24 protein-coding genes, 1 pseudogene and 2 riboswitches are annotated in these 23,765 nt (G+C 51.8%); of the genes and pseudogenes, 13 read left to right on the forward strand and 12 right to left on the reverse strand.

The genetic code is table 11. The features are described 5' to 3' along the window. Genes BQ5383_RS01360 through BQ5383_RS20960 form a run of 3 tightly spaced genes read right to left on the reverse strand, consistent with a single transcriptional unit; the run spans nt 1 to nt 1,957 of the window. The gene (locus BQ5383_RS01360; protein ID WP_071429871.1) at nt 1-636 is read right to left on the reverse strand and encodes a DNA-3-methyladenine glycosylase; all 636 of its coding nucleotides are present in this window, start codon (nt 634-636) and stop codon (nt 1-3) included. Between the two features lie 5 nt (nt 637-641). Beyond that, on the reverse strand, nt 642-1,742 hold the full coding sequence (gene mltG, locus BQ5383_RS01365) for an endolytic transglycosylase MltG (RefSeq protein WP_071429023.1): 1,101 nt from the start codon (nt 1,740-1,742) through the stop codon (nt 642-644). Continuing rightward, nucleotides 1,691-1,957 carry a hypothetical protein gene (locus tag BQ5383_RS20960; protein WP_172724572.1) on the reverse strand — a complete coding sequence of 89 codons (267 nt, stop codon included), beginning with the start codon at nt 1,955-1,957 and terminating at the stop codon, nt 1,691-1,693. The genes mltG and BQ5383_RS20960 overlap by 52 nt, the downstream gene beginning before the upstream one ends. 202 nt (nt 1,958-2,159) lie before the next feature. Here BQ5383_RS20960 and BQ5383_RS01370 point away from each other — a divergent pair, with 202 nt between their 5' ends. From BQ5383_RS01370 to metK, 5 genes are all read left to right on the forward strand, one after another. Next, a complete protein-coding gene (locus tag BQ5383_RS01370; protein WP_071429873.1) occupies nt 2,160-2,537 on the forward strand; it encodes a GntR family transcriptional regulator in 378 nt (125 codons plus the stop codon). Between the two features lie 24 nt (nt 2,538-2,561). Next, nucleotides 2,562-3,425 carry an ABC transporter ATP-binding protein gene (locus BQ5383_RS01375; RefSeq protein ID WP_235821913.1) on the forward strand — a complete coding sequence of 288 codons (864 nt, stop codon included), beginning with the start codon at nt 2,562-2,564 and terminating at the stop codon, nt 3,423-3,425. Then, on the forward strand, nt 3,422-4,069 hold the full coding sequence (locus BQ5383_RS01380) for an ABC-2 transporter permease (protein ID WP_071429024.1): 648 nt from the start codon (nt 3,422-3,424) through the stop codon (nt 4,067-4,069). Before BQ5383_RS01375 ends, BQ5383_RS01380 begins: the two co-directional genes overlap by 4 nt. 79 nt (nt 4,070-4,148) lie before the next feature. After that, nucleotides 4,149-4,317: riboswitch (FMN riboswitch) on the forward strand. Between the two features lie 285 nt (nt 4,318-4,602). Continuing rightward, complete coding sequence (locus tag BQ5383_RS01385) at nt 4,603-5,232, forward strand: ECF transporter S component (RefSeq protein WP_071429025.1); 630 nt, start codon at nt 4,603-4,605, stop codon at nt 5,230-5,232. 63 nt (nt 5,233-5,295) lie between these two features. Then, nucleotides 5,296-5,395: riboswitch (SAM riboswitch) on the forward strand. 97 nt (nt 5,396-5,492) lie between these two features. Then, entirely contained in the window at nt 5,493-6,671 is a 1,179-nt protein-coding gene (metK, locus tag BQ5383_RS01390; protein WP_071429026.1) for a methionine adenosyltransferase, read from the forward strand. A 55-nt stretch (nt 6,672-6,726) separates the two neighbouring features. On the opposite strand, the gene BQ5383_RS20525 is transcribed toward metK, so the two are convergent. The 3 genes from BQ5383_RS20525 to BQ5383_RS01400 all read right to left on the reverse strand — a co-directional run bounded on the left by BQ5383_RS20525 (nt 6,727) and on the right by BQ5383_RS01400 (nt 8,958). Next, entirely contained in the window at nt 6,727-6,906 is a 180-nt protein-coding gene (locus tag BQ5383_RS20525; RefSeq protein WP_139193316.1) for a hypothetical protein, read from the reverse strand. Between the two features lie 79 nt (nt 6,907-6,985). Then, nucleotides 6,986-8,287 carry a sensor histidine kinase gene (locus BQ5383_RS01395; protein ID WP_071429027.1) on the reverse strand — a complete coding sequence of 434 codons (1,302 nt, stop codon included), beginning with the start codon at nt 8,285-8,287 and terminating at the stop codon, nt 6,986-6,988. Next, complete coding sequence (locus BQ5383_RS01400) at nt 8,284-8,958, reverse strand: response regulator transcription factor (RefSeq protein ID WP_071429877.1); 675 nt, start codon at nt 8,956-8,958, stop codon at nt 8,284-8,286. Before BQ5383_RS01400 ends, BQ5383_RS01395 begins: the two co-directional genes overlap by 4 nt. Before the next feature lie 325 nt (nt 8,959-9,283). Between BQ5383_RS01400 and BQ5383_RS01405 the strand changes: the two genes are divergently transcribed. From BQ5383_RS01405 to BQ5383_RS01415, 3 genes are read left to right on the forward strand one after another with little or no spacing between them, the layout of a single operon-like run. After that, nucleotides 9,284-10,000 (forward strand): polyphosphate polymerase domain-containing protein, encoded by a 717-nt coding sequence (locus BQ5383_RS01405; protein ID WP_071429028.1) that lies wholly within the window; start codon nt 9,284-9,286, stop codon nt 9,998-10,000. Beyond that, entirely contained in the window at nt 9,993-10,688 is a 696-nt protein-coding gene (locus BQ5383_RS01410) for a DUF4956 domain-containing protein (RefSeq protein WP_071429029.1), read from the forward strand. Before BQ5383_RS01405 ends, BQ5383_RS01410 begins: the two co-directional genes overlap by 8 nt. A 16-nt stretch (nt 10,689-10,704) precedes the next feature. Then, nucleotides 10,705-12,399: a carbohydrate-binding domain-containing protein gene (locus BQ5383_RS01415; protein WP_071429030.1), complete on the forward strand. Its 1,695-nt coding sequence runs from the start codon at nt 10,705-10,707 to the stop codon at nt 12,397-12,399. 277 nt (nt 12,400-12,676) lie between these two features. Here the strand turns inward: BQ5383_RS01415 and BQ5383_RS01420 are convergent, their stop codons facing one another. Beyond that, entirely contained in the window at nt 12,677-14,668 is a 1,992-nt protein-coding gene (locus BQ5383_RS01420; RefSeq protein WP_076944443.1) for a ribonuclease J, read from the reverse strand. A gap of 640 nt (nt 14,669-15,308) precedes the next feature. Next, nucleotides 15,309-16,235: a hypothetical protein gene (locus BQ5383_RS01430; RefSeq protein ID WP_071429032.1), complete on the reverse strand. Its 927-nt coding sequence runs from the start codon at nt 16,233-16,235 to the stop codon at nt 15,309-15,311. A 209-nt stretch (nt 16,236-16,444) separates the two neighbouring features. Between BQ5383_RS01430 and rnhA the strand changes: the two genes are divergently transcribed. From rnhA to nifU, 3 genes are all read left to right on the forward strand, one after another. After that, entirely contained in the window at nt 16,445-16,888 is a 444-nt protein-coding gene (gene rnhA / locus BQ5383_RS01440; protein ID WP_071429034.1) for a ribonuclease HI, read from the forward strand. Between the two features lie 106 nt (nt 16,889-16,994). After that, entirely contained in the window at nt 16,995-18,170 is a 1,176-nt protein-coding gene (gene nifS / locus BQ5383_RS01445) for a cysteine desulfurase NifS (RefSeq protein WP_071429035.1), read from the forward strand. A 46-nt stretch (nt 18,171-18,216) separates the two neighbouring features. Continuing rightward, complete coding sequence (gene nifU / locus BQ5383_RS01450; RefSeq protein WP_071429036.1) at nt 18,217-18,654, forward strand: Fe-S cluster assembly scaffold protein NifU; 438 nt, start codon at nt 18,217-18,219, stop codon at nt 18,652-18,654. A gap of 161 nt (nt 18,655-18,815) precedes the next feature. On the opposite strand, the gene BQ5383_RS01455 is transcribed toward nifU, so the two are convergent. From BQ5383_RS01455 to BQ5383_RS01465, 3 genes are all read right to left on the reverse strand, one after another. Further along, nucleotides 18,816-19,016 carry a hypothetical protein gene (locus BQ5383_RS01455; RefSeq protein WP_071429037.1) on the reverse strand — a complete coding sequence of 67 codons (201 nt, stop codon included), beginning with the start codon at nt 19,014-19,016 and terminating at the stop codon, nt 18,816-18,818. Between the two features lie 152 nt (nt 19,017-19,168). Then, the gene (locus BQ5383_RS01460; protein WP_071429038.1) at nt 19,169-20,485 is read right to left on the reverse strand and encodes an IS1595 family transposase; all 1,317 of its coding nucleotides are present in this window, start codon (nt 20,483-20,485) and stop codon (nt 19,169-19,171) included. Nucleotides 20,486-20,739: 254 nt separating this feature from the next. Continuing rightward, the gene (locus BQ5383_RS01465; RefSeq protein WP_071429039.1) at nt 20,740-21,123 is read right to left on the reverse strand and encodes a helix-turn-helix domain-containing protein; all 384 of its coding nucleotides are present in this window, start codon (nt 21,121-21,123) and stop codon (nt 20,740-20,742) included. A 91-nt stretch (nt 21,124-21,214) separates the two neighbouring features. Between BQ5383_RS01465 and BQ5383_RS21740 the strand changes: the two are divergent. After that, a pseudogene (locus tag BQ5383_RS21740) lies at nt 21,215-21,280 on the forward strand (zinc-ribbon domain-containing protein); the annotation flags it as partial. A gap of 38 nt (nt 21,281-21,318) precedes the next feature. Beyond that, a complete protein-coding gene (locus BQ5383_RS01470) occupies nt 21,319-21,840 on the forward strand; it encodes a hypothetical protein (protein WP_071429040.1) in 522 nt (173 codons plus the stop codon). A gap of 242 nt (nt 21,841-22,082) precedes the next feature. Here BQ5383_RS01470 and groL read toward each other — a convergent pair whose 3' ends face one another. Then, complete coding sequence (gene groL / locus BQ5383_RS01475) at nt 22,083-23,714, reverse strand: chaperonin GroEL (RefSeq protein WP_071429041.1); 1,632 nt, start codon at nt 23,712-23,714, stop codon at nt 22,083-22,085. Nucleotides 23,715-23,765 lie beyond the last annotated feature (51 nt).

Consider the following 23,765-nt stretch of genomic DNA (forward strand, 5'->3'; position numbering starts at 1 on the left):
TTAAACACTGACAGCAGCGGCATTTTTCTCTTTCATAGGCACAGACAGATACCGGCTTTCCCGGATCACGAAACGGTAGGGCCAACCAGCCGCCTCACCAGCATAATCCACATTGATTCGCGGCCCAGCGGCAATTTCTTCCTCTTTTACGGCAGTCCCCTGAGCCAGAAACAGTTCTCCTTTCTGCCACAATGGAACGCCGTACAGCTTTTTGGTAATTTCCATGGCCTGACAGAGTTTTCCGGGACCGGTAAGAAGATTTTTCTCCGCCGCACCTTTCCGACGGGCAGTCATCAGGGCTGTTCCCTCCACCGGCTGGGCAGAGCGGATCAGCACTGCCTCAGGAAAGTCCTTTGGGCCCGCAACTACATTAAAGCAGCTGTACATCCCATAGATCAGGTAGATATAGGCCGCTCCTCCCGGCTGATACATCACATTGGTGCGGCCATCGGGAGCCCTTCTGCCATAGGAGTGACAAGCCGGATCGTCAGGACCGGCATAGGCCTCCGTTTCAGTGATGCGGCAAACGGTTATTCCTTCTTCCGTTGTCCGCACCATCAGCCGGCCCAGAAGATCTTTGGCCAGTGTAACGCTGTCCCGGAGAAAGAATTCCCGCTCCAGGGGCTGATAGTCCATTCCGATCACAGTCCCACCTTACCGTGTTCCAGGTTTACCGCCTTGGCCTTGGCGATATTGTTCTGGTGATCCTGCCAGGTAACGCCGTAATAATAGGTGTACTCAATATCTGTGACAAAATAATAGTAATTGGTGTCAGCAGGATGGAGCACCGCGTCAATGGCATCCAGACCGGGATTGGCGATGCAGCCGCCTGGGATACCGGAAACAGCGTAGGAATCGTAGAAATTCAGCTGTTCCTCGCTGGCCTCTCCTCCCAGATAAGGCAGCAGATAATCCCGGATATAGTTGCCGGTGGTATCGCTTTCCAGGCGGGGCACAGGAGAATCCGGCTGCAGACGGTTGATGAACACGGAGGCCACCGTTGCCATCTCATCTTTTTCAAAGGATTCCTTCTGCACAATGGCGGACAGGGTCACCAGCTGATCCAGCGTATAGCCGGAGGCGTCAATTTCCGCCCGGCGCTCATCAGTAAGAACCTTGGTTTCAAAATTTTTAAGGATTCTGGTGATGATGGAATCCACATCCTCGTCAGCAAAGAACTCATAGGTGTCAGGGAAAAGGTATCCCTCCAGCCGCACCAGCTTGAGGGGATCTTTGCCGATCTCGTCCCAAAATCCCACATCGAAGTCATGGGTATTGACCGCCTCAATGAATTCCTCTTGAGTACACAGGCCTGCTTGCTCCAGTACATCTCCCATCTGGAAGGCATTGTAGCCCTCGGGGAAGGTCACCGTCACCGTCTCCTGGTAATGAGCAGTCTGCTGGAGGGCGGTAATAATGGTATCATAGGAGCTGGACTGGGCCAGTTCAAAGGTGCCGTACTGATAGGTTCCATCGGCCTTGGCCACAAACCTGGAATACAGCCGGAAAATCATGGGATTTCCGATCACTCCCGCTTCTTCCAGACGGTTGGCAATGGTTGTTGTAGAGGCGCCCTGGGGGATTTCCACCGTTACAGTTTCCCCACCATTTTTTCCGCTGATCTCCCCCCGTACCCAGAGGAGCAGCCCACCGCAAACCAGCAGTACCAGCAGCACCATCACCAGCAGAATCATTCCGCAGCCGCTTTTTTTCCGTTTCTTTTTTGGCATTTGTTCCGCCATGGATTCATTCCTCCATCAAACATGGGGCAAAATTTCCCCATTTTGTCAAAAATCCGGTTCTCCGGATCATAAAACGATCTGTTTCGGGATTTTTCTTCACATTGGGCAGGACTATTGTACCCTACCAGTACCGAAAAAGCAAGAATCCTTCTTTTTCCGGAAAAACCTTGGGGAAAATTCACGAGTTTTTCACAAGTTTTCAAAACAGATTCCACAATGCCTGTGGAATCTCCTGCTCTTTTCCGCTTCTCCTTGCAAAACTGCGTCCTGTCCCCATGCCTTTTGGGAGGCTATTTAAAATTTTTTCAGTTTTCAACTTGACAGCTTCTCAGCTATGTGATACTGTATATGTACAGTATATACAGTTCGTTTCCGGAGAAGGCGCCTTCTTTGGAAGGAAAGGGGGAAAAAGGGGATTTGGAAATCGTTTTAAGCAACTGCGGCGGCGTGCCGATTTACGAACAGATCGTCACCCAGATCAAGAAGCTGATTCTTACCGGTCAGCTGAAGGAAGGGGATTCTCTGCCCTCCATGCGGCAGCTGGCCCGGGAGCTGGAGATCAGCGTCATCACCACCAAGCGTGCCTATGAGGAGCTGGAAAGGCAGGGGCTGATCACCACCATGGCCGGCAAGGGCTGTTTCGTGGCTGGGGTAGACCCGGAAGCTTTGCGTGAGCGGCACCGCCTGGAAGTGGAGGAGCATCTCCAGCGGGCGGTGGAAGCGGCCCACGCCGGGGACGTCCCCCTGGATGAGATGGAGGAGATACTCCGGCTGCTGTTCAGCGCCCAGGAGTGAGGCCCTCCAAAGAACTGGAGGAATATGATGGAACAATGGGCTTTTTCCCTGACGGGAACGACCAAACAATATCCCGGCTTCACCTTTGGTCCGGTGGATTTGGCTTTGCCCCGGGGAACAGTGATGGGGCTGGTGGGTGCAAACGGAGCGGGCAAAACCACACTTATCCGGCTTTTGCTGGGGCTGACCCGCAGCGACAGCGGGGAGACCATCCTGCTGGACAGTTCCCCCGAAAACGCGGAAACTCATGAGAAGGTAGGCGTGGTTTTTGACGAGTGTCCCTATCCGGAACTATTCACCCCCACACAGATTGGAAACATCCTGGCTGGGATGTATGGTCTTTGGCAGCCGGAGCGTTTTCAGGCTCTCCTTGGGCGGATGAATCTGCCGGTAAACAAGCCGGTAAAGGATTTTTCCCGGGGCATGAAGATGAAGCTGTCCATCGCCGCCGCCCTCTCCCATGGAGCGGAGCTGCTGCTGCTGGATGAACCCACCGGCGGACTGGACCCTTTGGTGCGGGAGGAAATTCTGGATTTGTTCCGGGAATTTATGCTGGATGAGCATCACAGCATTCTGCTGTCCTCCCATATCACCAGCGATCTGGAAAAGATTGCCGATCAAGTAGCTTTTCTCCATAAGGGACGGCTGCTTCTGACAGCGGAAAAAGATCGGCTTTTGGAAGAATACGGCATTTTGAAGGGCCGCCGGCAGCAGCTGGAGGGCCTGGATGAGCATCTGCTGACGGGACTTCGCACCGGTTCTTTTGGCTTTGAGGCACTGGTGAAGGACAGACGTGGCTTTCAGCAAGCCTATCCGGAACTGACTGTGGATGCGCCCACGCTGGAAGATGTTATGGCTTTTGTGGTAAGGGAGGCTGACCAACCATGAAGGGACTGATTCTCAAGGATCTTTATTTGTGGAAGCGTTATGCCCGCATTTACACTTTGTATCTGCTGGTTTTCGGGGCTGTGGGGGCCTATAGCGGGATGGCTTCCTTTTTTGTCAGCATGACCTCGGTGATACTTCTCACTCTTCCCCTGTCCGCCTGGAACTATGACCAGTATAACAAATGGGACCGGGCTGCTCTGGCGGGGCCGGTATCCCGGCGGCAGCTGGTGCAGGCAAAATATCTGCTGACATTGCTGCTGATGACAACTATTCTGGTTCTCAATTTCCTGTTCAATCTGGTGATGATGGCATTTCATCCCCAGTTGGAAGCAGGAGAACTGTTGACAACTACATTGTCCGGGGTATTGCCGGTGGGATTCGTCTCCTTTCTGTCCTTTCCCTTTATTATCCGCTTCGGGGTGGAAAAGGGAAGGATGGTGATGATTCTCAGCTGCCTGCTGGTAGCGGGTATTCTTGTTCTCGGTTTCGGCGGATTGTCCGCAGCAAACGGCGGACTTTCCAATATCCCGGACAGTACCTTTTTATTCTGGCTCTTCGCCGTGGGACTTCCTTTGCTGGCGCTGCTGGCGGCAATCTCCTATTTTCTTTCCCTGCGTTTTTATGAAGCCCGGGAAGTTTGCTGAGCCTTCTTTTATCCCGGCAAGAAAGCGGTTTTTATCCCACCTCTTGACAACAGCCTGTAACCAAGGTATATTATAGTTGGTTTTGTTTCAGGGCGGGGTGAAATTCCCCACCGGCGGTAATCAGCTTACGCTGCGAGACCGCGACCCCACAGGCCTTTTTGGTTTGAGGGCTGAGTCCGGTGAGATTCCGGTTCCGACGGTAAAGACCGCTTTTGTGCGGTACCAAGTCCGGATGAAAGAAACGGCTGCCGGCGAAAGTTTTGTTTGTTTTCCCTGCCAGTTCCGCAAAACAGCAGGGAGTAGCAATAAAATTTTCACAACGCGACCATTCGCCCTCGATGGAAACATCGGGGGCGTTTTTGTTTCCACAGAACCCCGAACAAACCTCAAAATGTACGCTGCCGGTCCTTATGGGGCTGAAAGCGGAGAGGAATTGACGCTTCCGGCAGAAAGCGCTGAGCCTCCCCTGTGCCCACCGGTTCCGGCAAGCTTCGGCGGACAGCTTCCGCCCAGTCGTTTGGAGGTAACACAACATGAACAACACTTTGACCCAGACCAAAAAGCTCACCTACAGCGCCCTGTTTGCCGCTATTGCCACAGCGGTGATGTTCATCGAATTTCCGCTGCCCTTCATGCCCCCCTTCCTGAAAGTGGATTTGAGCGGAGTTGTCAGTCTGCTGGCTGCCTTCATGTTCGGCCCGCTTCCCGCAGTCATGATCACCCTGGTCAAGGACATCATCCATTTCTTCTCCAGTTCTACCGGCGGCGTGGGGGAGCTGGCTGATTTTCTGATGATCTCCACCTTTTCGGTCATTGCCTCAGTGGCCTATCGGCGGATGCACACCCGCAAAGGAGCTGTTATCGGCCTGTCTTTGGGCACTGCTTCCATGGTCATCATCGGCATGCTCACCAACAAGTATATGCTCATTCCCTTCTTCTCCAATGTCATGCCCATCGAGACCATTTTCTCCGTCTGCGGGGAGATCAATCCTCTCATTGGGGATCTGAATACCTACATCATTTTTGGCGCCGGTCCCTTCAATCTCATCAAGGGCATCATTCTTTCCCTGGTCACATTGCTGCTTTACAAGCGTCTGTCGGTGTTCATCAAATCCAACACCATCCGTGAACATAAAGCCCCCGCTAAAAAAGTGGAAGCTTAAAGGGGATATCCTCTTGACATTCCCTTGTTGCCCGTGTATACTGTCTTAGTCAACTGAACATTCTGCTTATCAAGAGTGGTGGAGGGAACAGACCCTGTGAAGCCCGGCAACCTGCCTTTGGGGTAAGGTGCCAAATTCTGCGGAGTATTCCGAGAGATGAGTTATTTGACGCTCGGGTTCTCCGGGCGTCTTTTTTTCGGCGGAGAAAGACCCCGTTTCAGAATGTTCCATCATCACCGCCACAGAAAGGAAGGTAAAACATGAGAAATTTCCTCTTTACCAGTGAGTCGGTCACCGAAGGACATCCCGACAAAATCTGCGACCAGATTTCCGACAGCATCCTGGACGCCATCATCGCCCAGGACCCCACTGCCCGTGTTGCCTGTGAGACTACTGTCACCACCGGCAATGTCTTTATCATGGGTGAGATCTCCACCAAATGCTATGTAGATATCCCCAAGATCGCCCGCCAGGTGATTCTGGACATTGGCTATGACCGTGCAAAATACGGCTTTGACGGCTCCACCTGCGGCGTCCTCACCGCTATCGATGAGCAGTCCCAGGACATTGCTTTGGGCGTGGATCGCTCCCAGGAAGCGAAAGAGGGAGGCGAGACAGAGGAAAACAACGGCGCCGGTGACCAGGGCATGATGTTCGGCTTTGCCTGTGATGACACCCCCGAGCTGATGCCCATGCCCATCGCCATGGCCCACCGTCTGGCACGCCGCCTCACCGAGGTCCGTAAGAACGGCACCCTGCCTTATCTCCGTCCCGACGGAAAAACCCAGGTGACTGTCCGGTATGAGGATGACAAGCCTGTGGAGATCACCGCCATTGTCATTTCTTCTCAGCATGGGGAAGAAGTCACCCAGGAGCAGATCCGGAAGGATATCATCCGGGAAGTCATCGAGCCTGTGGTGCCTGCTTCTCTGCGGCCCAACACAGTTTATTATGTCAATCCCACCGGCCGCTTTGTGGTGGGTGGTCCTCAGGGCGACAGCGGTCTGACCGGCCGGAAGATCATTGTCGACACCTACGGCGGCTGGGGCCGTCACGGCGGCGGCTGCTTCTCCGGTAAGGATCCCACCAAGGTGGACCGGAGCGCCGCCTACGCTGCCCGGTATGTGGCCAAGAACATTGTGGCGGCTGGACTGGCCAAACGCTGCGAGCTTCAGCTGGCCTATGCCATTGGTGTGGCCAAGCCTGTTTCCATCAATGTCAACACTTTCGGCACCGGCGTGGTGGCAGACGAGAAGATCGAAGAAGCTGTGGAGAAGGTGTTTGACCTGCGTCCCACTTCCATCATCAAGATGCTGGATCTGCGCCGTCCGATCTATCGCCAGCTGGCCGCTTACGGTCACATGGGCCGTACCGATCTGGATGTTGCCTGGGAAAAGACCGACCGTGTGGACGCGCTGAAAGCCGCTCTGGGCCTGTAATTTACACAAAACCAAAGCTTTCCCTACAGGTGCGAAAAAACTTCCCAAAGGCATTTCAGCCATCGCCCAAAGCCCCAAAAAACTTTTCATTTTCAAAGACCGCCCTCAGCTGCAGTGCACACACTGTAGCTTTGAGGCGGTCTTTTTTATCTTTCCCTGTTGAATCCAGCGCCCTTTTCCAAGGGATATGAAACGTTACAGCCGTGCAGCCGGATGAAGGGGATTTTTCATCCATAACAAAAGCAACGTTTTATCTTTGTCCAAGCTCTGCCTCAGACATACTGAGAGCTTTGAAAACAGCTTTTTACATACCTTTATACCGTTAGATTTACACGGATCATCAAGGATGTACCATCCGGGCTTTCTGCCCAAATTTTTCCTTTATGGGCCGCCACAATCCCTCTGGCAATGGACAGCCCCAACCCATAACCGCCGGTCTGGCTGTTGCGAGACTGATCCGCCCGATAGAAGCGGTCAAAAATATGCGGCAGCTTGTCCCGTTCCATGGGTTCAGCAGTGGTATTGGAAACCATAAGCTGCAAACTGCGCCCTTGCTTTTCCAGCGAAAAAGCCATTTTTCCTCCTACCGGCGAATATTTCAGCGCGTTATCCAACAAAATGGAGATCAGCTGCCTGATTGCTTTTTCATCTCCCATGTAAGAAAGCATGGGCTGAATCTCAATGGAAAATTCTTTATTCTGGCTTTTGGCGGGAGCAAGGAAGGAATGGGCCATTTCCTCCGCCACATCGGACAAGGGAAATTCGATCCGCTGAAGCTGATTTCCCTCCTCTTCCATGCGGGAAAGGTAGATCAGATCATTGGTCAGCCCTGTCAAGCGCTGGGTCTGCCTGCGGATATCTGTGAGCCACTGATTTTCGCCGCATTCCATCTCCGCAAGGTCAGTATCGGCGCCGATAATGGTGAGGGGGGTTTTCAGTTCATGGCCTGCGTCTGTGATAAATTGCCGCTGCTTCTCGTAGCTTTCCACAACGGGTCTGATGATCCGTTTGGAAAGAATCAGCACCAGGACCAACACCGACAGCAGCCCCACCAGGGCCAAAGCGACACTTGCCAGCAGCGTCATACGAAATCCGGACAGGCTGCGGCTGCAATCCAGGAAAATCACTCTGCTGCCAGTCTCCTCATCCAGCCGGAAATAGCGGTAATTGCCCAAAAAGCCCTTTTCCCTGCCGGATTTCAACACTTCCAGCGCATATTCCGCCGCTTCCTGATCATCTATGGCAGCGATTTGTCCGGTATCTGTCTGGAGCACCTGACCGCTTTCATCCACCAGCACGGAGAAAAAACGGGATTCATAGGGTGTCTCCGGGGATAGCCCCCGTCCTTCGGGACGTTTTTTTCCTTCTTCAGGCCCTTCCCATGGGGAGGAAGGATTCATTGGTTTCCCCTGTCCGCCTCCATCCGCAGGCTGCTGCTCCCCATGGGGCTTTGGAAACATTCCTCCATTCTCTCCCAGCACGGTCAAAACAGCATCCGCGTCACGAATCACTTTCTGGTAACTCACAAAATTGACGCCGCCCAGGATGAAGAACAGTACCACCGCCAGCGAAAACATACTGGCCGCGATAAATTTATACCGCAATCTTTTGATCATGGCAATTCCTCCAGAGAATAGCCCGCGTTGCGGGTGACCTTGATTTGGATGGACGCCTCCAGTGCGGAAAGTTTTTTTCGCAGATAGGAGATATATACCCACACCACATTCAGCTCCACCTCGCTGTCATATCCCCAAATACGCTCCAGAAACCGTTCTGTGGGGATCAGCTGACGGGGATTTCTCATCAAAAGCTCCATGACCTGATATTCTTTATTGGCCAGCCGGAAGCTTCCCACAGGGGATGAAAGCTCAAATGTTGTCTGGTCCAGCACAATGTTGCCAAAAGAAAGGCGGCTGGTGGTCTGACCGGTTTGGCTGCGGGTAACGGCTCTGATACGGGCCATCAGCTCCTGTGTGGAAAAAGGCTTGGTCAGATAATCATTGGCTCCCATATCCAGTCCCAGCACCTTATCGCTCACTTCCGATTTTGCTGTGAGCATCAGCACCGGCACAGAATTTCCCTTTTCTCTCAGCCGCCGCAGCACCGTCAAGCCATCCATTTTGGGCATCATGATATCCAGCACCAGAACATCATAATTTCCCGCTTCCAGATAGCTTAAAGCCTCTTCGCCGTCATAAACCACATCAACGGAATAATTATTTTTCTCCAGCAGCGCCACCAGCGCCCTGGATAAAGATTTTTCATCCTCCGCAAGCAAAACGCGCACTGTCATCCATCCTTCCCTGAGGCGATGTTCCACAATTAAAGAATAGGGAGAGATATCCGCTTTCCCAGATTTATTCCAGCCGGGAGGGAAGCGCACCATTTTCTGAACCTTTGTTTTGCCGGACTACTCCTGCAAAGATCCATTTCCCACCGTGGAACAACGCCTTTTTCTTATATTTTCTACCATAACAAAACAACTTTAATTCCAATTAAAAAAATACCATGACTGTTTTCATTTGTCAGCAAAAACTTTATTTTCTTTTAACTTCAATTATGTTTCGCCTTTTACAATGGCCTTACAATCCAATCAAAGGCGGTCGATGTTAATGAAAAATCAAATGGTATTTCAGCGATATGAGCTTAAATATGTTATGACCCGCCGCCAGCAGGAAGCGATTCTGGCAGCTATGGAGCCTTATATGGTACCGGATGAGTACAGTCACAGTTCCATCCGCAATCTTTATTTGGATACTCCTGACTTTCGCCTGATCCGCCGCAGTCTGGAACGGCCGGTTTACAAAGAAAAGCTTCGGATACGCAGCTACGGCCCCGCGGGGATGGAAGATCCCGTTTATGTGGAGCTGAAAAAGAAATATCGCTCAGTGGTATACAAGCGCAGATTATCTCTTCCCCAGCTTGCGGCGTTGGACTGTGTAGACGGCTTCCAGCTCTGGCCCCATACTCAAATCGGCCGTGAGCTGGCATATACCATGGAATTTTACCGCAACCTTGCCCCTATGGTATTTCTTTCCTACGAGCGGGACTCCTACCGGGGGATGGAGGATGAGCAGTTCCGGGTAACATTTGATTCTGAGATCCGGTACCGCCGTCAGATGCTGACCCTGGATACTGACACAAGGGGCACCGCCATTCTTCCCGCTGATCGGGTACTGATGGAGGTAAAGGCTGCCGGCAGTCTCCCCCTTTGGATGGTCCATATTTTATCAGAACTGCGGCTGTTCAAAACATCCTTCTCCAAATACGGCGCCGCCTATCAGTCTATGATTCTTGCCCACCAGGAAGGAGACCGCAAATATGCTTGATACGATTTTCAGCGGCATTTTTGACACCGCCCTCACCACGATCATTGCCCCCGGCCATTTTTTACTGTGCATCGGAGTTTCTCTGCTCATTGGCCTGATGCTGTGCGTCACAACTTTATGGCGCTGCAACTACAGCAAAAGCTTCGCTGTCACTCTGGCCATTCTGCCTGCCGTTGTATGTGTTGTGATTCTTATGGTCAACGGCAACATTGGTACCGGCGTAGCGGTAGCGGGCACCTTTAATCTGGTGCGTTTCCGTTCCGCTCCTGGTTCCGCCCGTGAAATCGGCGCGATTTTTATCGCGATGGGAGCGGGGCTGATCACAGGGATGGGTTATCTTGCCTACGGAGTACTTTTCGCGTTAGTTCTGGGTGGAGTGATGATGCTTTATAACACTCTTCGCCTGGGGGAAGGAAAAAACAGAGTCCTTTTCCGCACTCTTCACATCACCATTCCGGAGGACCTGGATTATGCGGGCGTATTCGAACCCATTCTGGACAAATACACGTCTCAATATACCCTCACCCAAGTAAAAACCACCAACATGGGCAGTCTTTTCAAGCTCAGCTATGATTTGACGCTGAAAAATCAAGGACTGGAAAAAAGTTTTATTGATCAGCTTCGGCTGCGCAACGGGAATCTGGAAATTTCCCTCTGCCATCAGGATACGGTGGCGGCAGGCTTGTAAAGGAGAATTCATCGCCATGAAACAAATACACCGGAAAACTTTTATTCTGCTGCTCTGCGCCCTTTTGGTTTTAGGTGGCTGTCAGAGCCAGAGCTCATCGGAACAAACCACGGTGGAGAGCTCCGGCAGCTCCCAGATACAGGCTGAGACATCTCAATCCAGCTCCACCGCTGCCACCAGCACGATGGATGTTTCTTCGCAGTTCAGCGACCGTGACCTGGATGGAACTTATGATGAAAGCTCTGCCATCAAAGTACAGCTCAACGGCAGCAGCGCCTCCTGCGATTCTGATGCTGTCACCATCAGCGGCAGCCAGATTATTGTGAAGGAAGAAGGCGTGTACCTTTTCTCCGGCTCACTCACCGATGGTCAAATTGTCGTCACTGCCGGTGATACCGATAAGGTACAGATCGTGCTCAGCGGCGCGGAGATCACCAGCAGCACATCCGCCCCCATTTACGTTTTGGAAGCTGACAAAGTATTCATCACCCTGGCTGCCAATACGGAAAACACACTGACAAACGGCGGAGAGTATGTAGCCATTGACGAGAACAATATTGACGGCGTGATCTTTTCCAAAGCCGATCTGACCCTCAATGGCACAGGCACGCTCACCATCAATGCTCCCGTGGGGCATGGTGCGGTATCCAAAGATGATCTGGTCATTACCGGGGGAACGTATATTATTACAGCCGAAAGCCAGGGGCTGTCCGGCAAGGACTGCATTGCCATTGCTGACGGCAGCTTCACCATTGTTTCAGGAAAAGATGGAATCCACGCGGAAAACGAGGATGACACCACATTGGGTTCCCTTTATATTGCTGGCGGCAGCTTTGATATCGACGCGCAGGGTGATGCCGTCAGCGCCAGCGGAGCACTGCAAATCGACGGCGGCTCCTTCGACTTATTCACAGGGGAAGGCAGCGCCAGTGTAACAATGACCAGCAGCACCTTTGGTCCCGGTCAGCGGGGCAGTTCTGCCACCCAAACAGACAGCTCCACAGCATCCGAAGATACTACCAGCCAAAAAGGGATCAAAGGGGAAGGCACCTTTACCATTAACGGCGGTGTTTTTACCATAGACAGTGTTGATGACTGCTTTCATGCTGGCGGGGAGTTGTATATCACCTCTGGGGAATTCAACCTAAGCAGCGGAGATGATGCCATCCACTCCGATGACGCGGTCACCATTGAGGACGGCACCTTTACTATTCCTTATTGTTATGAAGGTATAGAGGGTCTGTCTCTCACCATTAACGGCGGCAGCTTTGATATTGTTTCCCATGATGATGGCCTCAATGGAGCAGGCGGCGCGGACGGTTCCGGCTTTGGCCGGGGACAGCAGGATCAGTTTTCCTCCAGCTCCAGCAGTTTTATTCTTATTAACGACGGTACCTTCACCATTGTTTCTCAAGGTGATTGCATCGATTCCAATGGAGATCTCACCATTAACGGCGGCGTGCTGGACCTGACCTGCAACGGAGCAGGCAATACAGCTCTGGATACTGACGGAACCTACACCAACAACGGCGGCAGCGTATCCACCAATGATGGTTCAGAGTCCAATCCCGGCGGTATGGGGATGGGCGGCGGCCAACGGGGTGGCGGTGCCCAAAGCGGTAGCCTCCAAGGCGGTGGCCAGCGGGGCGGCGGCATGGCCATGACACCTCCCCAGGAAGGCGCCGGGAGTGGTTCTGACACTCCACAATAATACGGCCATGTTGTCATCTGCAACGTGCCACTGCCTTCATTTAAACTGATAGTTCCTATTTATGCCTCCTTTTGCTTGCGAGCCCGCCCGCTTTCAGCGGGCGGGTTCAACCTTTTCCTCGTTCACACCATTTTAGTTATAAAAAACCTTCTGCTTTCTCCAGAGCATTGTACCCTGAAAAAGCAGAAGGTTTTCTTTCAAGTTTTGCTGCTGATGACGGAGCAAACCGACGGACAGCAAACACATTTCTTTGCCATCACACTGCGGCAAAAGCGTCTCAGATTTCCTGGATCACCGGCAGGATCATGGGTTTACGCTTGGTACGGGTATAAATATACTCCGACAGCTCATCCCGAATCTTACCCTTGATGGAACCCCAGTCCTTGAAGCCGGTCAGCTGGCAGCCTTCCAGCGCTCTGCGCACCACGGTCTTGGCGTCGGTCATCATGTCCTCCGCCTCCCGGACATAAACAAAGCCTCTGGAAACCAGGTCCGGCCCGGCCAGGATCTCTCCTGTAGCGCCGTCGATGGATACCACCGCCACGACCAAACCATCCTCCGAAAGGAGCTTGCGGTCCCGCAGAACGATACTGCCCACATCGCCCACGCCCAGTCCATCCACCAGCACACGGCCGGAGGGGACCATTCCGGTGATTTTCATATCCACACCATCGGTCTCCACCACCTTGCCGATGTCGCTGATGATGATGTTTTTCTCATCATATCCCATACTCCGGGCGACCTGAGCATTCTTTACCAGATGTTTGTATTCTCCATGGACTGGCATAAAGAACCTGGGTCTGGTGAGGGCCAGCAGCGTTCTGGTCTCATCCTGGCAGGCATGACCGGAAACATGAACATCATACATCCGCTCATAGATAACCTCCGCGCCGGATTTCATCAGCTCATTGACCACCTTACCCACCAGCTTCTCATTGCCGGGGATGGGGGTAGCGGAAATGATGATATAATCATTGGGCCCGATGTGGACCTTGCGGTGATCGCCGGTGGACATCCGGGTAAGGGCGCTCATAGGCTCACCCTGGCTTCCGGTACTGATGATGACCAGCTGATCATCGGTATAGTTTTTCATGGTCTCGATGTCTATGATGGTGCCTTCCTCAACGGTAAGGTAACCCAGCTCAGTGGCCTTCTGCACCACATTGACCATGCTGCGGCCGAATACCGCCACCTTCCGTCCGGTGCGCACCGCCGCGTCGATCACCTGCTGAATACGGTGAACATTGCTTGCGAAGGTGGCAATGATGATTCGCCGCTGACCGGCGTCATGGAACAGCTTTTCAAAGCTGTAGCCCACCGTCCGCTCACTGGGGGTGGAGCCCGGCTTTTCCGCGTTGGTGCTGTCTCCCAGCAGAGCCAGCACACCCTGATTGCCCAGTTCGCCAAACCGCGCCAGATCGATGACATCCCCTTCAATGGGAGTGTAATCGATTTTGAAGTCTCCCGTCTGGATCACCACACCTGCGGGGGTACGGATTGCCAGAGCACAGGCGTCCGGAATGGAATGATTGACATGGATAAATTCCACCGACATGCATCCCGCCTGGATCACATCCCGGGGATGGACCACATTGAGCTTGGATTTATTGAGAAGTCCATGTTCTTTCAGCTTCCCTTCAATCAGCCCGATGGTCAGGGGGGTACCATATACCGGCACATTCACTTCCTTGAGCAGATAAGCCAGGCCGCCGATGTGGTCCTCATGTCCATGGGTGATAAAGATGCCCCGCACCTTCTCCCGGTTGCGCACCAGGTAGGTGAAATCCGGGATCACCAGATCTACTCCCAGCAGATCATCATCGGGGAAAGCGATACCGCAGTCCACCACCACAATATCATTTTCACACTCATAAACAGTGATATTCTTGCCGATCTCACCCAAGCCGCCCAGGGAAATGATCTTCAGGGGTGTTTTCCGCTGAAGCCGGCTTTTGCCGCCCTTGCGTGACTGGCTGCTTCTTCTGCTCTGGGCGGCAGGAGAAAGCTCCTCACTCTGAGCCTTGGGGCTTTGTTTGCGGGGCTGCTGGCGGAGATTCTTTCCACCCTCCCCTTTTTCTCCCCGGGGTGTTTTGGAAGCGCTCTTCTGAGCGGACTGCTGAACCTGTTCCGTGGGAGCCTTTTTCTGCCGGGAGCGCTGCTGACGGGGTTTCTGCTCTCCCTGTGTCTTTTGCTCCGGCTGCTTTGAAGCAGGCTTACGGGTGCCTCTCTTCTGTCCCTGAGGCTTTTTCTGCTCCTCCCCACCGGTCATGGCGGAGGTGTCCACTTCTTCCTCAGGATGATTCTTCAGCTTCTCGGTAAAACCCTGGGGAAACCGAAGCAGCCGGTCCAAAGCAGGTGTTCTGGACACCGGCTTGTTCTGATTATTCTTTTTTTCTGTCACGTTCGTTCCTCCATTTAATGTTTGTCATTGCTTCTATTGCTCTCAAAGTGTTTTCAGGCTTTCCCCATACGAAAAGGGAGCGCCTACTGTATCGGTTACTTTTCCCTCAAACAGGAAAACGGTTTTTGGGCAAAACAAAAAAACCATGGCCGGAGCATGGATATCTGCCTTATAAAAGCTTCTCTGCGACGGGGCCTTCCCGCCGCCACGGTGTGAAAGAGTGGGGTGTCTCATCGGCTTTTTACCGTACCGCCGATGGGATGGGATCCACTTTTTCTTTTTGCCCGCCTTCCGTCCACCGTTATGGGGAGGGTCGGCTGTTTGAAAGCAGCCCGTCCACAAAAGGCCGCTCTATCAAATGGCCCAGGCCCTTTGGCCCGCAGCCTAACAGTCCATTCATCAGCTTTTTGCCCTTCTATCCCTCCGGAATCTGGGAATTAAAGCCGGAAATCTGTATTTATTATAAGGTTTGTTTGCCGTAGTTGTCAATAGCGTGAATCTTTTATTGTTAAAAACGACAATTTTCTCTTTGCTCTGTCATCCACATCAGCCCTGCCAGCAAACCATCCCGCACCCAGGGATGAAGCATCGCCAGGCTTCTGGCTGTCCGGTCCTCTCCGTCAGGACGATACCGCATCACCCCTGAACCTTCCGGCCACTGCCCGCTCTGGGCACAAAGCCCCTCAGGGAGCGCTACTTCTTCCCCCCGCGCCAACCGGGTTCGGCACAGATCCTCCACCAGCCGTTCCCATGGCAGCACCGTGCCATCCCTCAGGCGCAGGGATGCTTCCTCTCCTGTGGCAGAAAGGACCAATACGCATCCCCCTCTGGGGCGCACACCGGCAGCGCAGAGCACCGCGCTTCCCAGTTTTCGCAGCACAGAGGGTCCCCCTTCAATACGGCAGCAGCAGCCCATCAGCCGATCTCCCAGCAGATGGGAAAGCATCTCGCTGTATGCCGGAAAAGGATCTGCCTCCAGTCTGCGCCCTGTCCGCAGGGAAGGCTGACATTCCGTTTTTTCCCACAAACGCAGCAGTTCCAGGTTCAGTTGAGCCCGGCGGCGCCGTGTCAGCGGCAAACCTCCCGGCAGGGTTATTTGTGCTTCTATTCCTTCCTTCTGGCGAAAAAAGATCCCCAAAGCACATTCTCCCCTGCTCCAGCCATGATAAAAGGGGCCCGGCGCGGCGCTTCCCAGCCACAGGCAATCGCCTCCCGCCAAAGAAAGAGAGGACATAAAAAGCTCTGCCGCCGCTCTGCCTGCGGGGGTGCCGTCATAGCAAACAGCCACACGTTCCCTCCCCCGAAGCTGAGCCGCTGCCGCCCCCGCCAGCAAAGGGGTTATCCTCAGTCCCACAGCGCACCGGCCCTCACCGGACACCCCTGGCGGACATAAAATAGCAGCAGTGGTTCCTGTTTGCAGTACCTGCTGTTCCATGATTCTTCCTCCCTCTTTTTCATTTCTTTCCATGAAAAGTATGGCCCTGGAAGAAGGATGCCAATCCATCACTGAGCAATATTTTTCGATCATCGGCACTTTTCTGTTTATTCTCCATTCCGGAGGCTTTTCCGCCTTGCCTTCCCATGCAGGATTGGATATAATAGGAAAGGCAAAAACCGGTCTGTCCGGCGAGAAAGGAATCAATCATGAAGGAAGTTGAGCTTTTTACTGATGGGGCCTGTTCCGGCAATCCGGGTCCCGGAGGGTGGGGTGCGGTACTGCGCTATGGGACCGCTGAAAAAGAATTAAGCGGCGGCGAAGCCCAGACCACCAACAACCGCATGGAGCTGACCGCTGCCATTATGGGGCTGGAAGCCCTTCGGGAGCCTTGCAAGGTCCTGCTGACCAGCGATTCCAAGTATCTGGTGGACAGCATCACCAAAGGATGGATCTGGGGCTGGAAGCGAAAGGGCTGGAAGAAATCCGGCGGCGAACCGGTGCCCAATACCGATCTGTGGCTGCGGCTGCTGACCCAGCTGGAGCGCCACCAGGTGGAATTTTATTGGGTCCGGGGGCATGCGGGCCATCCGGAAAATGAACGCTGTGACCGGCTGGCGGTAGCTCAGATCGAAAATTATCGAAAGCATTGAAAAAGCTCTTGAAAAATAGACTAAAATAGTATATTATTAGTTCAGAGCCTAACGCTCCGGACGTCAAAAGACATTGGAGATTATTGGAAAGGAGACAAATCCTTTTATGAAACGCTTTGTTTATGCCGATAACGCCGCCACCACTCAGGTCAGTCCCCGGGTGCTGGAGGCTATGAAACCCTGGCTGCTGGAACAGTACGGCAATCCTTCCAGCATCTATTCCATCGGCCGTCAGGCCCGCACCGCAGTGGAAACTGCCCGGCGGCAGGTGGCTGCGGCCCTGGACTGCGAACCCAACGAGGTCTACTTTACCTCCGGCGGCTCCGAGGCCGACAACTGGGCCCTCAAGGGCACCGCTCATCTGCTGGCCAAGCAGGGCAAGCGTCACCTGATCACCACCAACTTTGAGCATCATGCCATCCTGCACACCTGCGCTGCCTTGGAAAAGGAGGGCTTTGAGGTAACCTATCTGCCGGTGGACAGCAAAGGGCTTGTCACCGCGGAGCAGGTCCGTCAGGCCATCCGTCCTGATACCGCTCTGGTGAGCATCATGTACGCCAATAACGAAATTGGTACAGTTCAGCCCATCAGTGAGATCGCAGCCGTTTGCAAGGAGGCTGGGGTTCGCTTCCACACCGACGCCGTCCAGGCGGTGGGGCATCTGCCCATCAGTGTGCGGGAGCAGAACATCACCATGCTCTCTCTGTCCGCCCATAAGCTTCACGGACCCAAGGGCGTCGGCGCCCTCATCGTCCGCAAGGGCTTTATTCCCCCCAACCTTATTGACGGCGGCGGCCAGGAAAAGGGCCGTCGTGCCGGTACGGAGAATGTATCCGGTATTGTCGGCTTGGGCGAGGCCATTACCGCAGCGGTGGAAAAGATGGAGGAGGAAACTCCCCGGGTAACCGCCCTTCGGGACCGCCTCATTGACGGCCTTATAAAGCTGCCCAAGGTGCGCCTTAACGGTGACCGTCAGCATCGCCTGCCCGGCAATGTCAATCTCTCTTTTGAGGGCATCGAAGGCGAGAGCCTGCTGCTGATGCTGGATTATGCCGGCATCTGCGCTTCCTCCGGTTCCGCCTGCACCAGTGGTTCCCTGGATCCCAGCCATGTACTGCTGGCCATCGGCCTGCCCCATGAAGTGGCTCACGGTTCCCTGCGGCTGACCCTGGGGGATCAGACCACCGATGAGGATGTAGATTATATTCTGGAGCAGGTACCTCCCATTGTGGAGCGGCTGCGGAGTATGTCCCCTGTCTGGGAAAAGATCAAGGATCTGTAAAAATTGTACCGGGGCGCAGTCCCCTTTTGGAAAGGATGAAAAAACAATGATGTATAGTGAGAAGGTCATGGACCATTTTGCCAATCCCCGGAACGTGGGTGAAATTCCCGACGCGGACGGTGTGGGTGAAGTAGGCAACGCCAAGTGCGGCGATATCATGAAGATGTATTTCAAAATTGACGGCGACGTCATCACCGATGTCCGCTTCAAGACCTTTGGCTGCGGCGCTGCCATCGCCACCAGCTCTATGGCCACCGAGATGATCAAGGGCCGCACCATTGAGGAAGCGCTTCAGCTGTCCAACAAAGCGGTGATGGAGGCTCTGGATGGTCTTCCGCCGGTAAAGGTCCACTGCTCTGTTTTGGCGGAACAGGCGGTAAAAGCCACTCTGGCGGACTACTATCGCCGCCAAGGCATCGACCCGGAGCCGATCGTGGGCAAACTGGAGGAAGTGGACCACGACCACGGTGAAGAGGAAGAATAAAAATTAAGTCTCTGTCCGAGATAAGTATTGGTATGAATAATTGGCCTTCTTATTCATTTTCTATAAATGTCCATTGGAAAATAAATAGAAAGGGACAAAGTTAAAAATGAACTTTGCCCCTTTTGGCATATATACTATTTAGGTCAACAAAATGCAATTTCTTAGTCTTTCGGTTTAGCGCATTTCCAAATAACAACTGTAAGAATGCCACAAACCACAGCAACACCAATACAAATTGCTCTAACAATATTGCTTAAATCCAAGAGACCGCTACCAGTGACTGTAACAGCACAGACGATTGCAAAAATGGTTACAAGAGCCAAAACTATGCTTGCAACTTTGAGAATAGTATTCTTTTTCATACAATCACACTCCTTTGTCAAATCCAAAGTTGTTTAACAGTTTTATTATCTATTTAGGTAGAAAATCAGCAAAAAGTTTCTAAATACCACCTATATAATAGCATACTTCTATTCTTTTGTCTCACTCCGGAAAGGAAAATTTACATTTTTTATCAGTCTAATATGCCTTTCAGGTCGAAAGAGATAGACTTATTCTTGAACTTGGCAAGCGGTATCTTCTTGGACTGATTGGCCAGTAAAGTGATAATATCATAGGCTTGCTCGATATATGGCTTACTCTTGTTCTTCTCAATCCAGTAGAACAGAGCCAAATAGTAGTCGAGAAACTTTGAACTAACACCGTGATATAAATACATAAAATCACTAATATTGTGATGGTAGCCATTGATATGACCGAGACTATATCTGCCGCTGGTGTGCTTTCCATTTGGGATTTGCTTTAATGGTATCTTGTGCTTGTTGGCTACCGTCCTATATGCCCTATGGCTGTCTGTAACCAGAACAGTATCATCCGAGAAGTGGGGTACAAGGGCTTTTTCAATATGAGTTGGCTGTATTCTGCCGACACAAACGGTCTGCAAGAAATGGTTTTGGTTCGTGTCTACACAAGACAGACAGCATACTTGCTGATTGCTGATTCCCCTCTTTTTCTGCTGTTGCTCGTTTAAGGTCTTTAAGACTTGAATGATTTTCTCCGTATCCATACGGTTTAGCGCATTGGAAAACTTTTCTTGTGATCCTAAATCGTCTTTATTGACATAGTTCAGCAACTCACCCTTGACTATTTCTTCATTTTTATCAAGGGACTGTAAGAAATCATTATCAAATCCTTGTTTCTCAACATATTCAATTCTCTTATCAACACTTCTATGAGTATACGGCATTCTGCCAAGTGTACCCAAGAAGAACATAGGGTCTTTTATATCCTTAAAGGACAGGGGATAGTAATACTCGTCACTCTCTGCCAAACTGCGGAAATCGTCCTGATTGCTGACAAACTGGCGAAGAACATCACATATTCTATACCGATTGTGTAGTGCCGTCTGTTTGTTGATCCCAAGATTTCTGGCAATGGTACGGCAACTCTCACCTTGTAAGGTCAACTTGATAAACTCAATCCACTTAGCAATAGACAATTTGGAACGAAAGGCAACGGTGCCGTTGGTATCTCCGAATGTCTTATTGCAATCCTTGCAGAAATATCTCTGTCTACTGTTTCTTGTTCCGTTTTTGATAACCTTAACGGAACCACAATGAGGACAGACAACAGTATCCAAATCCTTGCTATTAGCATAATTTCTATGCTCTCTGCAACATTGGAAAAATGCTCTTTCTTCTTTAGTCAGTTGAGGTTGTATACTTTTCTTTGTGTGCAGAAGATGGAATAACTCTTGAATTTGTTCGTCTGTCAAGTCAGCAATAGCGACTTGTTTATAGATATCGTTGTAATTGAAACGGAAATTAGACATAAAGTGTACCCCCACAATTGTTTTTGTAAGGGAACATAGTTTTTTATGTCAGCGTCAAATTCATTTATGCATATTTATTTGTCAAAATGTATATTTAGGGGTCACCAATACTTATCTCGGACAGAGACAAAATTAAACAATAAACGGATGCCCCGGCAGGAAGCTGTTCCTGCCGGGGCTTATTTTTGCAAAATATTATGCGTGAAATAACAATCTCTCTGTAGGCAAATTATAAAACCTATATACTACCTGCCTTAAGATTCCATATGCTTTTCCAGGGCAATCTTTGTCGCTTTTGCCACATCAACAATAATACGCATCTGCTGTGACGTACAGTTTTCCAATACCTGCGTCAACTCGTTCCACGAAGCTTTGCGATCCAGCAAAAAATCATACAGCAAATCATCCGTCTGTACTTCAAGCACTCTTGCAATATCCACAAATACCGGCAAACTCAACTTGGTATTACCCGTTTCAATATGGCTCATATGGGTAACGGAAATTCCAATCTGCTCTGCCAACTGCTCCTGGGACATTCCGCACGCCTTCCGATACTTCCTTATTCTTTGACCTATTTTGTAATAATCCAAAAAATCACGCCCAATCAGTTTATTCACACTTGAATTGTATAGGCGCATATGCTATGATTTAATAAACTATATAGGCTATTTTATGCCTATATAGTTAAATTATTAGATGGAAGAGAGGAAGGAATCAAGATTGAGTAAGATGATTCACTGTAAAGTCTGCGGGGCGGAAATTGCCCCGTCAGCCAAAACCTGCCCGTCATGCGGGGCATCGAACAAACCGCCGGTTTATAAAAGAATCTGGTTTTGGCTGTTAATGATTTTTGTCCTTCTGCCCATATTGACGGGAATATTGAGTTCCGGCGGAACGACCTCCCCCAAGGCTCCGGGAATTCCTCAGGTACAGCTGAAAATTCCAGTAATCCTACCGCTTCTGCAAAGCAATCTGAATTTGACGGAGACTGCGGAGTCTCCGCTTCGGCTCAGATGGGGGCATCCATTATAGGATACCCTGAGCTGACTATCTCCATCACCAACACCTCTGAAAAAGATATATCGGCAATCCAATTCTATGCTGTTCCTTACGACGTATACGGAGATGAAATTACCAGCTGGAAAAATCAAAACAATCTGTATACAGATACTGCCATAGGAGCTGGAAAGTCCACATCAATCTCCTATCAATTTATTGAAGATCGGGTAAAAACCGTCAAACTCTACATCTACAGTGTTTATTTCTCCGACGGAACGGAATGGGGAAACAAGGATGCTGCAAAATCCACCATTCTGGACCATGGCGCTTTGGTGGAAGTATCCGGAGAATCATAAAAATTACCAAAACAAAATTACCTCAACAAAAAATCCGCAGACTTAAAATCTGCGGATTTTTTCTTTTCTATCGGCGAAGAAGCGCTGTACCTTTGTATGATCTGTCCTACATTTGGGAATAAGGACTTTTACAAAACACCTTTTCACTTTCTCTGAAAAGGAAGACACAAAAGGCAGGTCCCCGGAAGGACCTGCCCTTTTTCTCACCCGAAGGCGAATATTTTCTTTTATTGCACTGCGGATTAGTACATACCGCCCATGCCGCCCATGTCAGGAGCGGGAGCAGCGGGAGCGGGCTCCTTCTTGTCGGCAACCAGGGACTCAGTGGTGAGGACCATGGCAGCGACGGAAGCAGCGTTCTCCAGAGCGGAACGGGTCACCTTGGTAGGATCAACGATACCGGCGGGGATCATATCCACATAGGTCTCGTTGTAAGCATCAAAGCCATAGCCGATCTTGCCGCTGGTCTTGATCTTGTCGATGATGACAGAGCCTTCCAGAGCAGCGTTGGCAGCGATCTGGCGGACAGGCTCCTCCAGAGCCTTCAGCACGATGCGGGCGCCGGTCTTCTCATCACCCTCCAGGGTGTTCACCAGAGCCTCAACAGCGGGCATAGCATTGATGAGAGCGGTACCGCCGCCGGCAACGATGCCTTCCTCAACAGCAGCCTTGGTGGCAGCCAGAGCGTCCTCGATGCGCAGCTTCTTCTCCTTCATCTCCACCTCGGTGGCAGCGCCGACCTTGATGACGGCTACGCCGCCAGCCAGCTTAGCCAGACGCTCCTGGAGCTTCTCTCTGTCAAACTCGGAGGTAGTGGTCTCGATCTGAGCACGGATCTGAGCAACACGCTCCTTGATGGCGTTCTTGTCGCCGGCGCCATCGACGATGATGGTGGTCTCCTTCTGAACCTTGACCTGCTTTGCACGGCCCAGCTGAGCCATGGTGGTCTCTTTCAGCTCCAGACCCAGCTCCTCGGTGATGACCTCGCCGCCGGTGAGGATAGCGATATCACGGAGCATCTCTTTCCGTCTGTCGCCAAAGCCGGGAGCCTTGACAGCGACGCAGGTGAAGGTGCCCCTCATCTTGTTGACGATCAGGGTAGCCAGAGCCTCGCCCTCGATGTCCTCAGCGATGATAACCAGCTTCTTGCCGGACTGTACCACCTGCTCCAGCAGAGGCAGGATCTCCTGGATGTTGCTGATCTTCTTATCGGTGATCAGGATGTAAGCGTCATCGATGACAGCCTCCATCTTGTCGGTATCGGTGACCATGTAGGGAGTGATGTAGCCGCGGTCAAACTGCATGCCTTCCACCACTTCGCTGTAGGTCTCAGCGGTCTTGGACTCTTCCAGGGTGATGACGCCGTCAGCGGAAACCTTCTCCATAGCCTCAGCGACCAGCTTACCGATGTTCTCATCACCGGAGGAAACGGTGGCTACACGGGCGATATCCTCGGTGCCGGCAACCTTCTGGGAGTTGGCAACAACAGCGTCAACAGCGGTCTTGACAGCCTTCTGGATGCCCTTCTTGACAACCATGGGGTTAGCGCCGGAGGTAACGTTCTTCATGCCCTCACGAACCAGAGCCTGAGCCAGCAGAGTAGCGGTAGTGGTACCGTCACCGGCAGCATCATTGGTCTTGGTGGCAACTTCCTTGACCAGCTGAGCGCCCATGTTCTCAAAGGGATCATCCAGCTCGATCTCCTTGGCGATGGTCACACCGTCGTTGGTGATGAGGGGGCTGCCGAACTTCTTGCCCAGCACCACATTGCGGCCCTTGGGTCCCAGAGTGATCTTGACAGTATCCGCCAGCTGATCGATACCGGACTGGAGCGCTTTTCTGGCGCTCTCGCCGTAAATAATTTCCTTAGCCATAGGTAAATTCCTCCTAAATCTCTACTGTTTTATCAAATAAAGTGATATTGC

This window comes from Angelakisella massiliensis, from assembly GCF_900104675.1.
In the GTDB taxonomy this organism is placed as follows: domain Bacteria; phylum Bacillota; class Clostridia; order Oscillospirales; family Ruminococcaceae; genus Angelakisella; species Angelakisella massiliensis.

Excerpts from the sequence above, each read along its gene's own strand:
- BQ5383_RS01360 (WP_071429871.1), bottom strand. The coding sequence starts at position 636 with ATGGACTATCAGCCCCTGGAGCGGGAATTCTTTCTCCGGGACAGCGTT.
- nifS (WP_071429035.1), top strand. The coding sequence starts at position 16,995 with ATGAAACGCTTTGTTTATGCCGATAACGCCGCCACCACTCAGGTCAGT.
- BQ5383_RS01395 (WP_071429027.1), bottom strand. The coding sequence starts at position 8,287 with ATGATCAAAAGATTGCGGTATAAATTTATCGCGGCCAGTATGTTTTCG.
- BQ5383_RS01405 (WP_071429028.1), top strand. The coding sequence starts at position 9,284 with ATGAAAAATCAAATGGTATTTCAGCGATATGAGCTTAAATATGTTATG.
- rnhA (WP_071429034.1), top strand. The coding sequence starts at position 16,445 with ATGAAGGAAGTTGAGCTTTTTACTGATGGGGCCTGTTCCGGCAATCCG.
- groL (WP_071429041.1), bottom strand. The coding sequence starts at position 23,714 with ATGGCTAAGGAAATTATTTACGGCGAGAGCGCCAGAAAAGCGCTCCAG.
- BQ5383_RS01410 (WP_071429029.1), top strand. The coding sequence starts at position 9,993 with ATGCTTGATACGATTTTCAGCGGCATTTTTGACACCGCCCTCACCACG.
- mltG (WP_071429023.1), bottom strand. The coding sequence starts at position 1,742 with ATGGCGGAACAAATGCCAAAAAAGAAACGGAAAAAAAGCGGCTGCGGA.
- BQ5383_RS20525 (WP_139193316.1), bottom strand. The coding sequence starts at position 6,906 with ATGGATGAAAAATCCCCTTCATCCGGCTGCACGGCTGTAACGTTTCAT.
- nifU (WP_071429036.1), top strand. The coding sequence starts at position 18,217 with ATGATGTATAGTGAGAAGGTCATGGACCATTTTGCCAATCCCCGGAAC.
- BQ5383_RS01430 (WP_071429032.1), bottom strand. The coding sequence starts at position 16,235 with ATGGAACAGCAGGTACTGCAAACAGGAACCACTGCTGCTATTTTATGT.
- BQ5383_RS01415 (WP_071429030.1), top strand. The coding sequence starts at position 10,705 with ATGAAACAAATACACCGGAAAACTTTTATTCTGCTGCTCTGCGCCCTT.
- BQ5383_RS01380 (WP_071429024.1), top strand. The coding sequence starts at position 3,422 with ATGAAGGGACTGATTCTCAAGGATCTTTATTTGTGGAAGCGTTATGCC.
- BQ5383_RS01420 (WP_076944443.1), bottom strand. The coding sequence starts at position 14,668 with ATGACCGGTGGGGAGGAGCAGAAAAAGCCTCAGGGACAGAAGAGAGGC.
- BQ5383_RS01460 (WP_071429038.1), bottom strand. The coding sequence starts at position 20,485 with ATGTCTAATTTCCGTTTCAATTACAACGATATCTATAAACAAGTCGCT.
- BQ5383_RS01385 (WP_071429025.1), top strand. The coding sequence starts at position 4,603 with ATGAACAACACTTTGACCCAGACCAAAAAGCTCACCTACAGCGCCCTG.
- BQ5383_RS01455 (WP_071429037.1), bottom strand. The coding sequence starts at position 19,016 with ATGAAAAAGAATACTATTCTCAAAGTTGCAAGCATAGTTTTGGCTCTT.
- BQ5383_RS01465 (WP_071429039.1), bottom strand. The coding sequence starts at position 21,123 with ATGCGCCTATACAATTCAAGTGTGAATAAACTGATTGGGCGTGATTTT.
- metK (WP_071429026.1), top strand. The coding sequence starts at position 5,493 with ATGAGAAATTTCCTCTTTACCAGTGAGTCGGTCACCGAAGGACATCCC.
- BQ5383_RS01375 (WP_235821913.1), top strand. The coding sequence starts at position 2,562 with ATGATGGAACAATGGGCTTTTTCCCTGACGGGAACGACCAAACAATAT.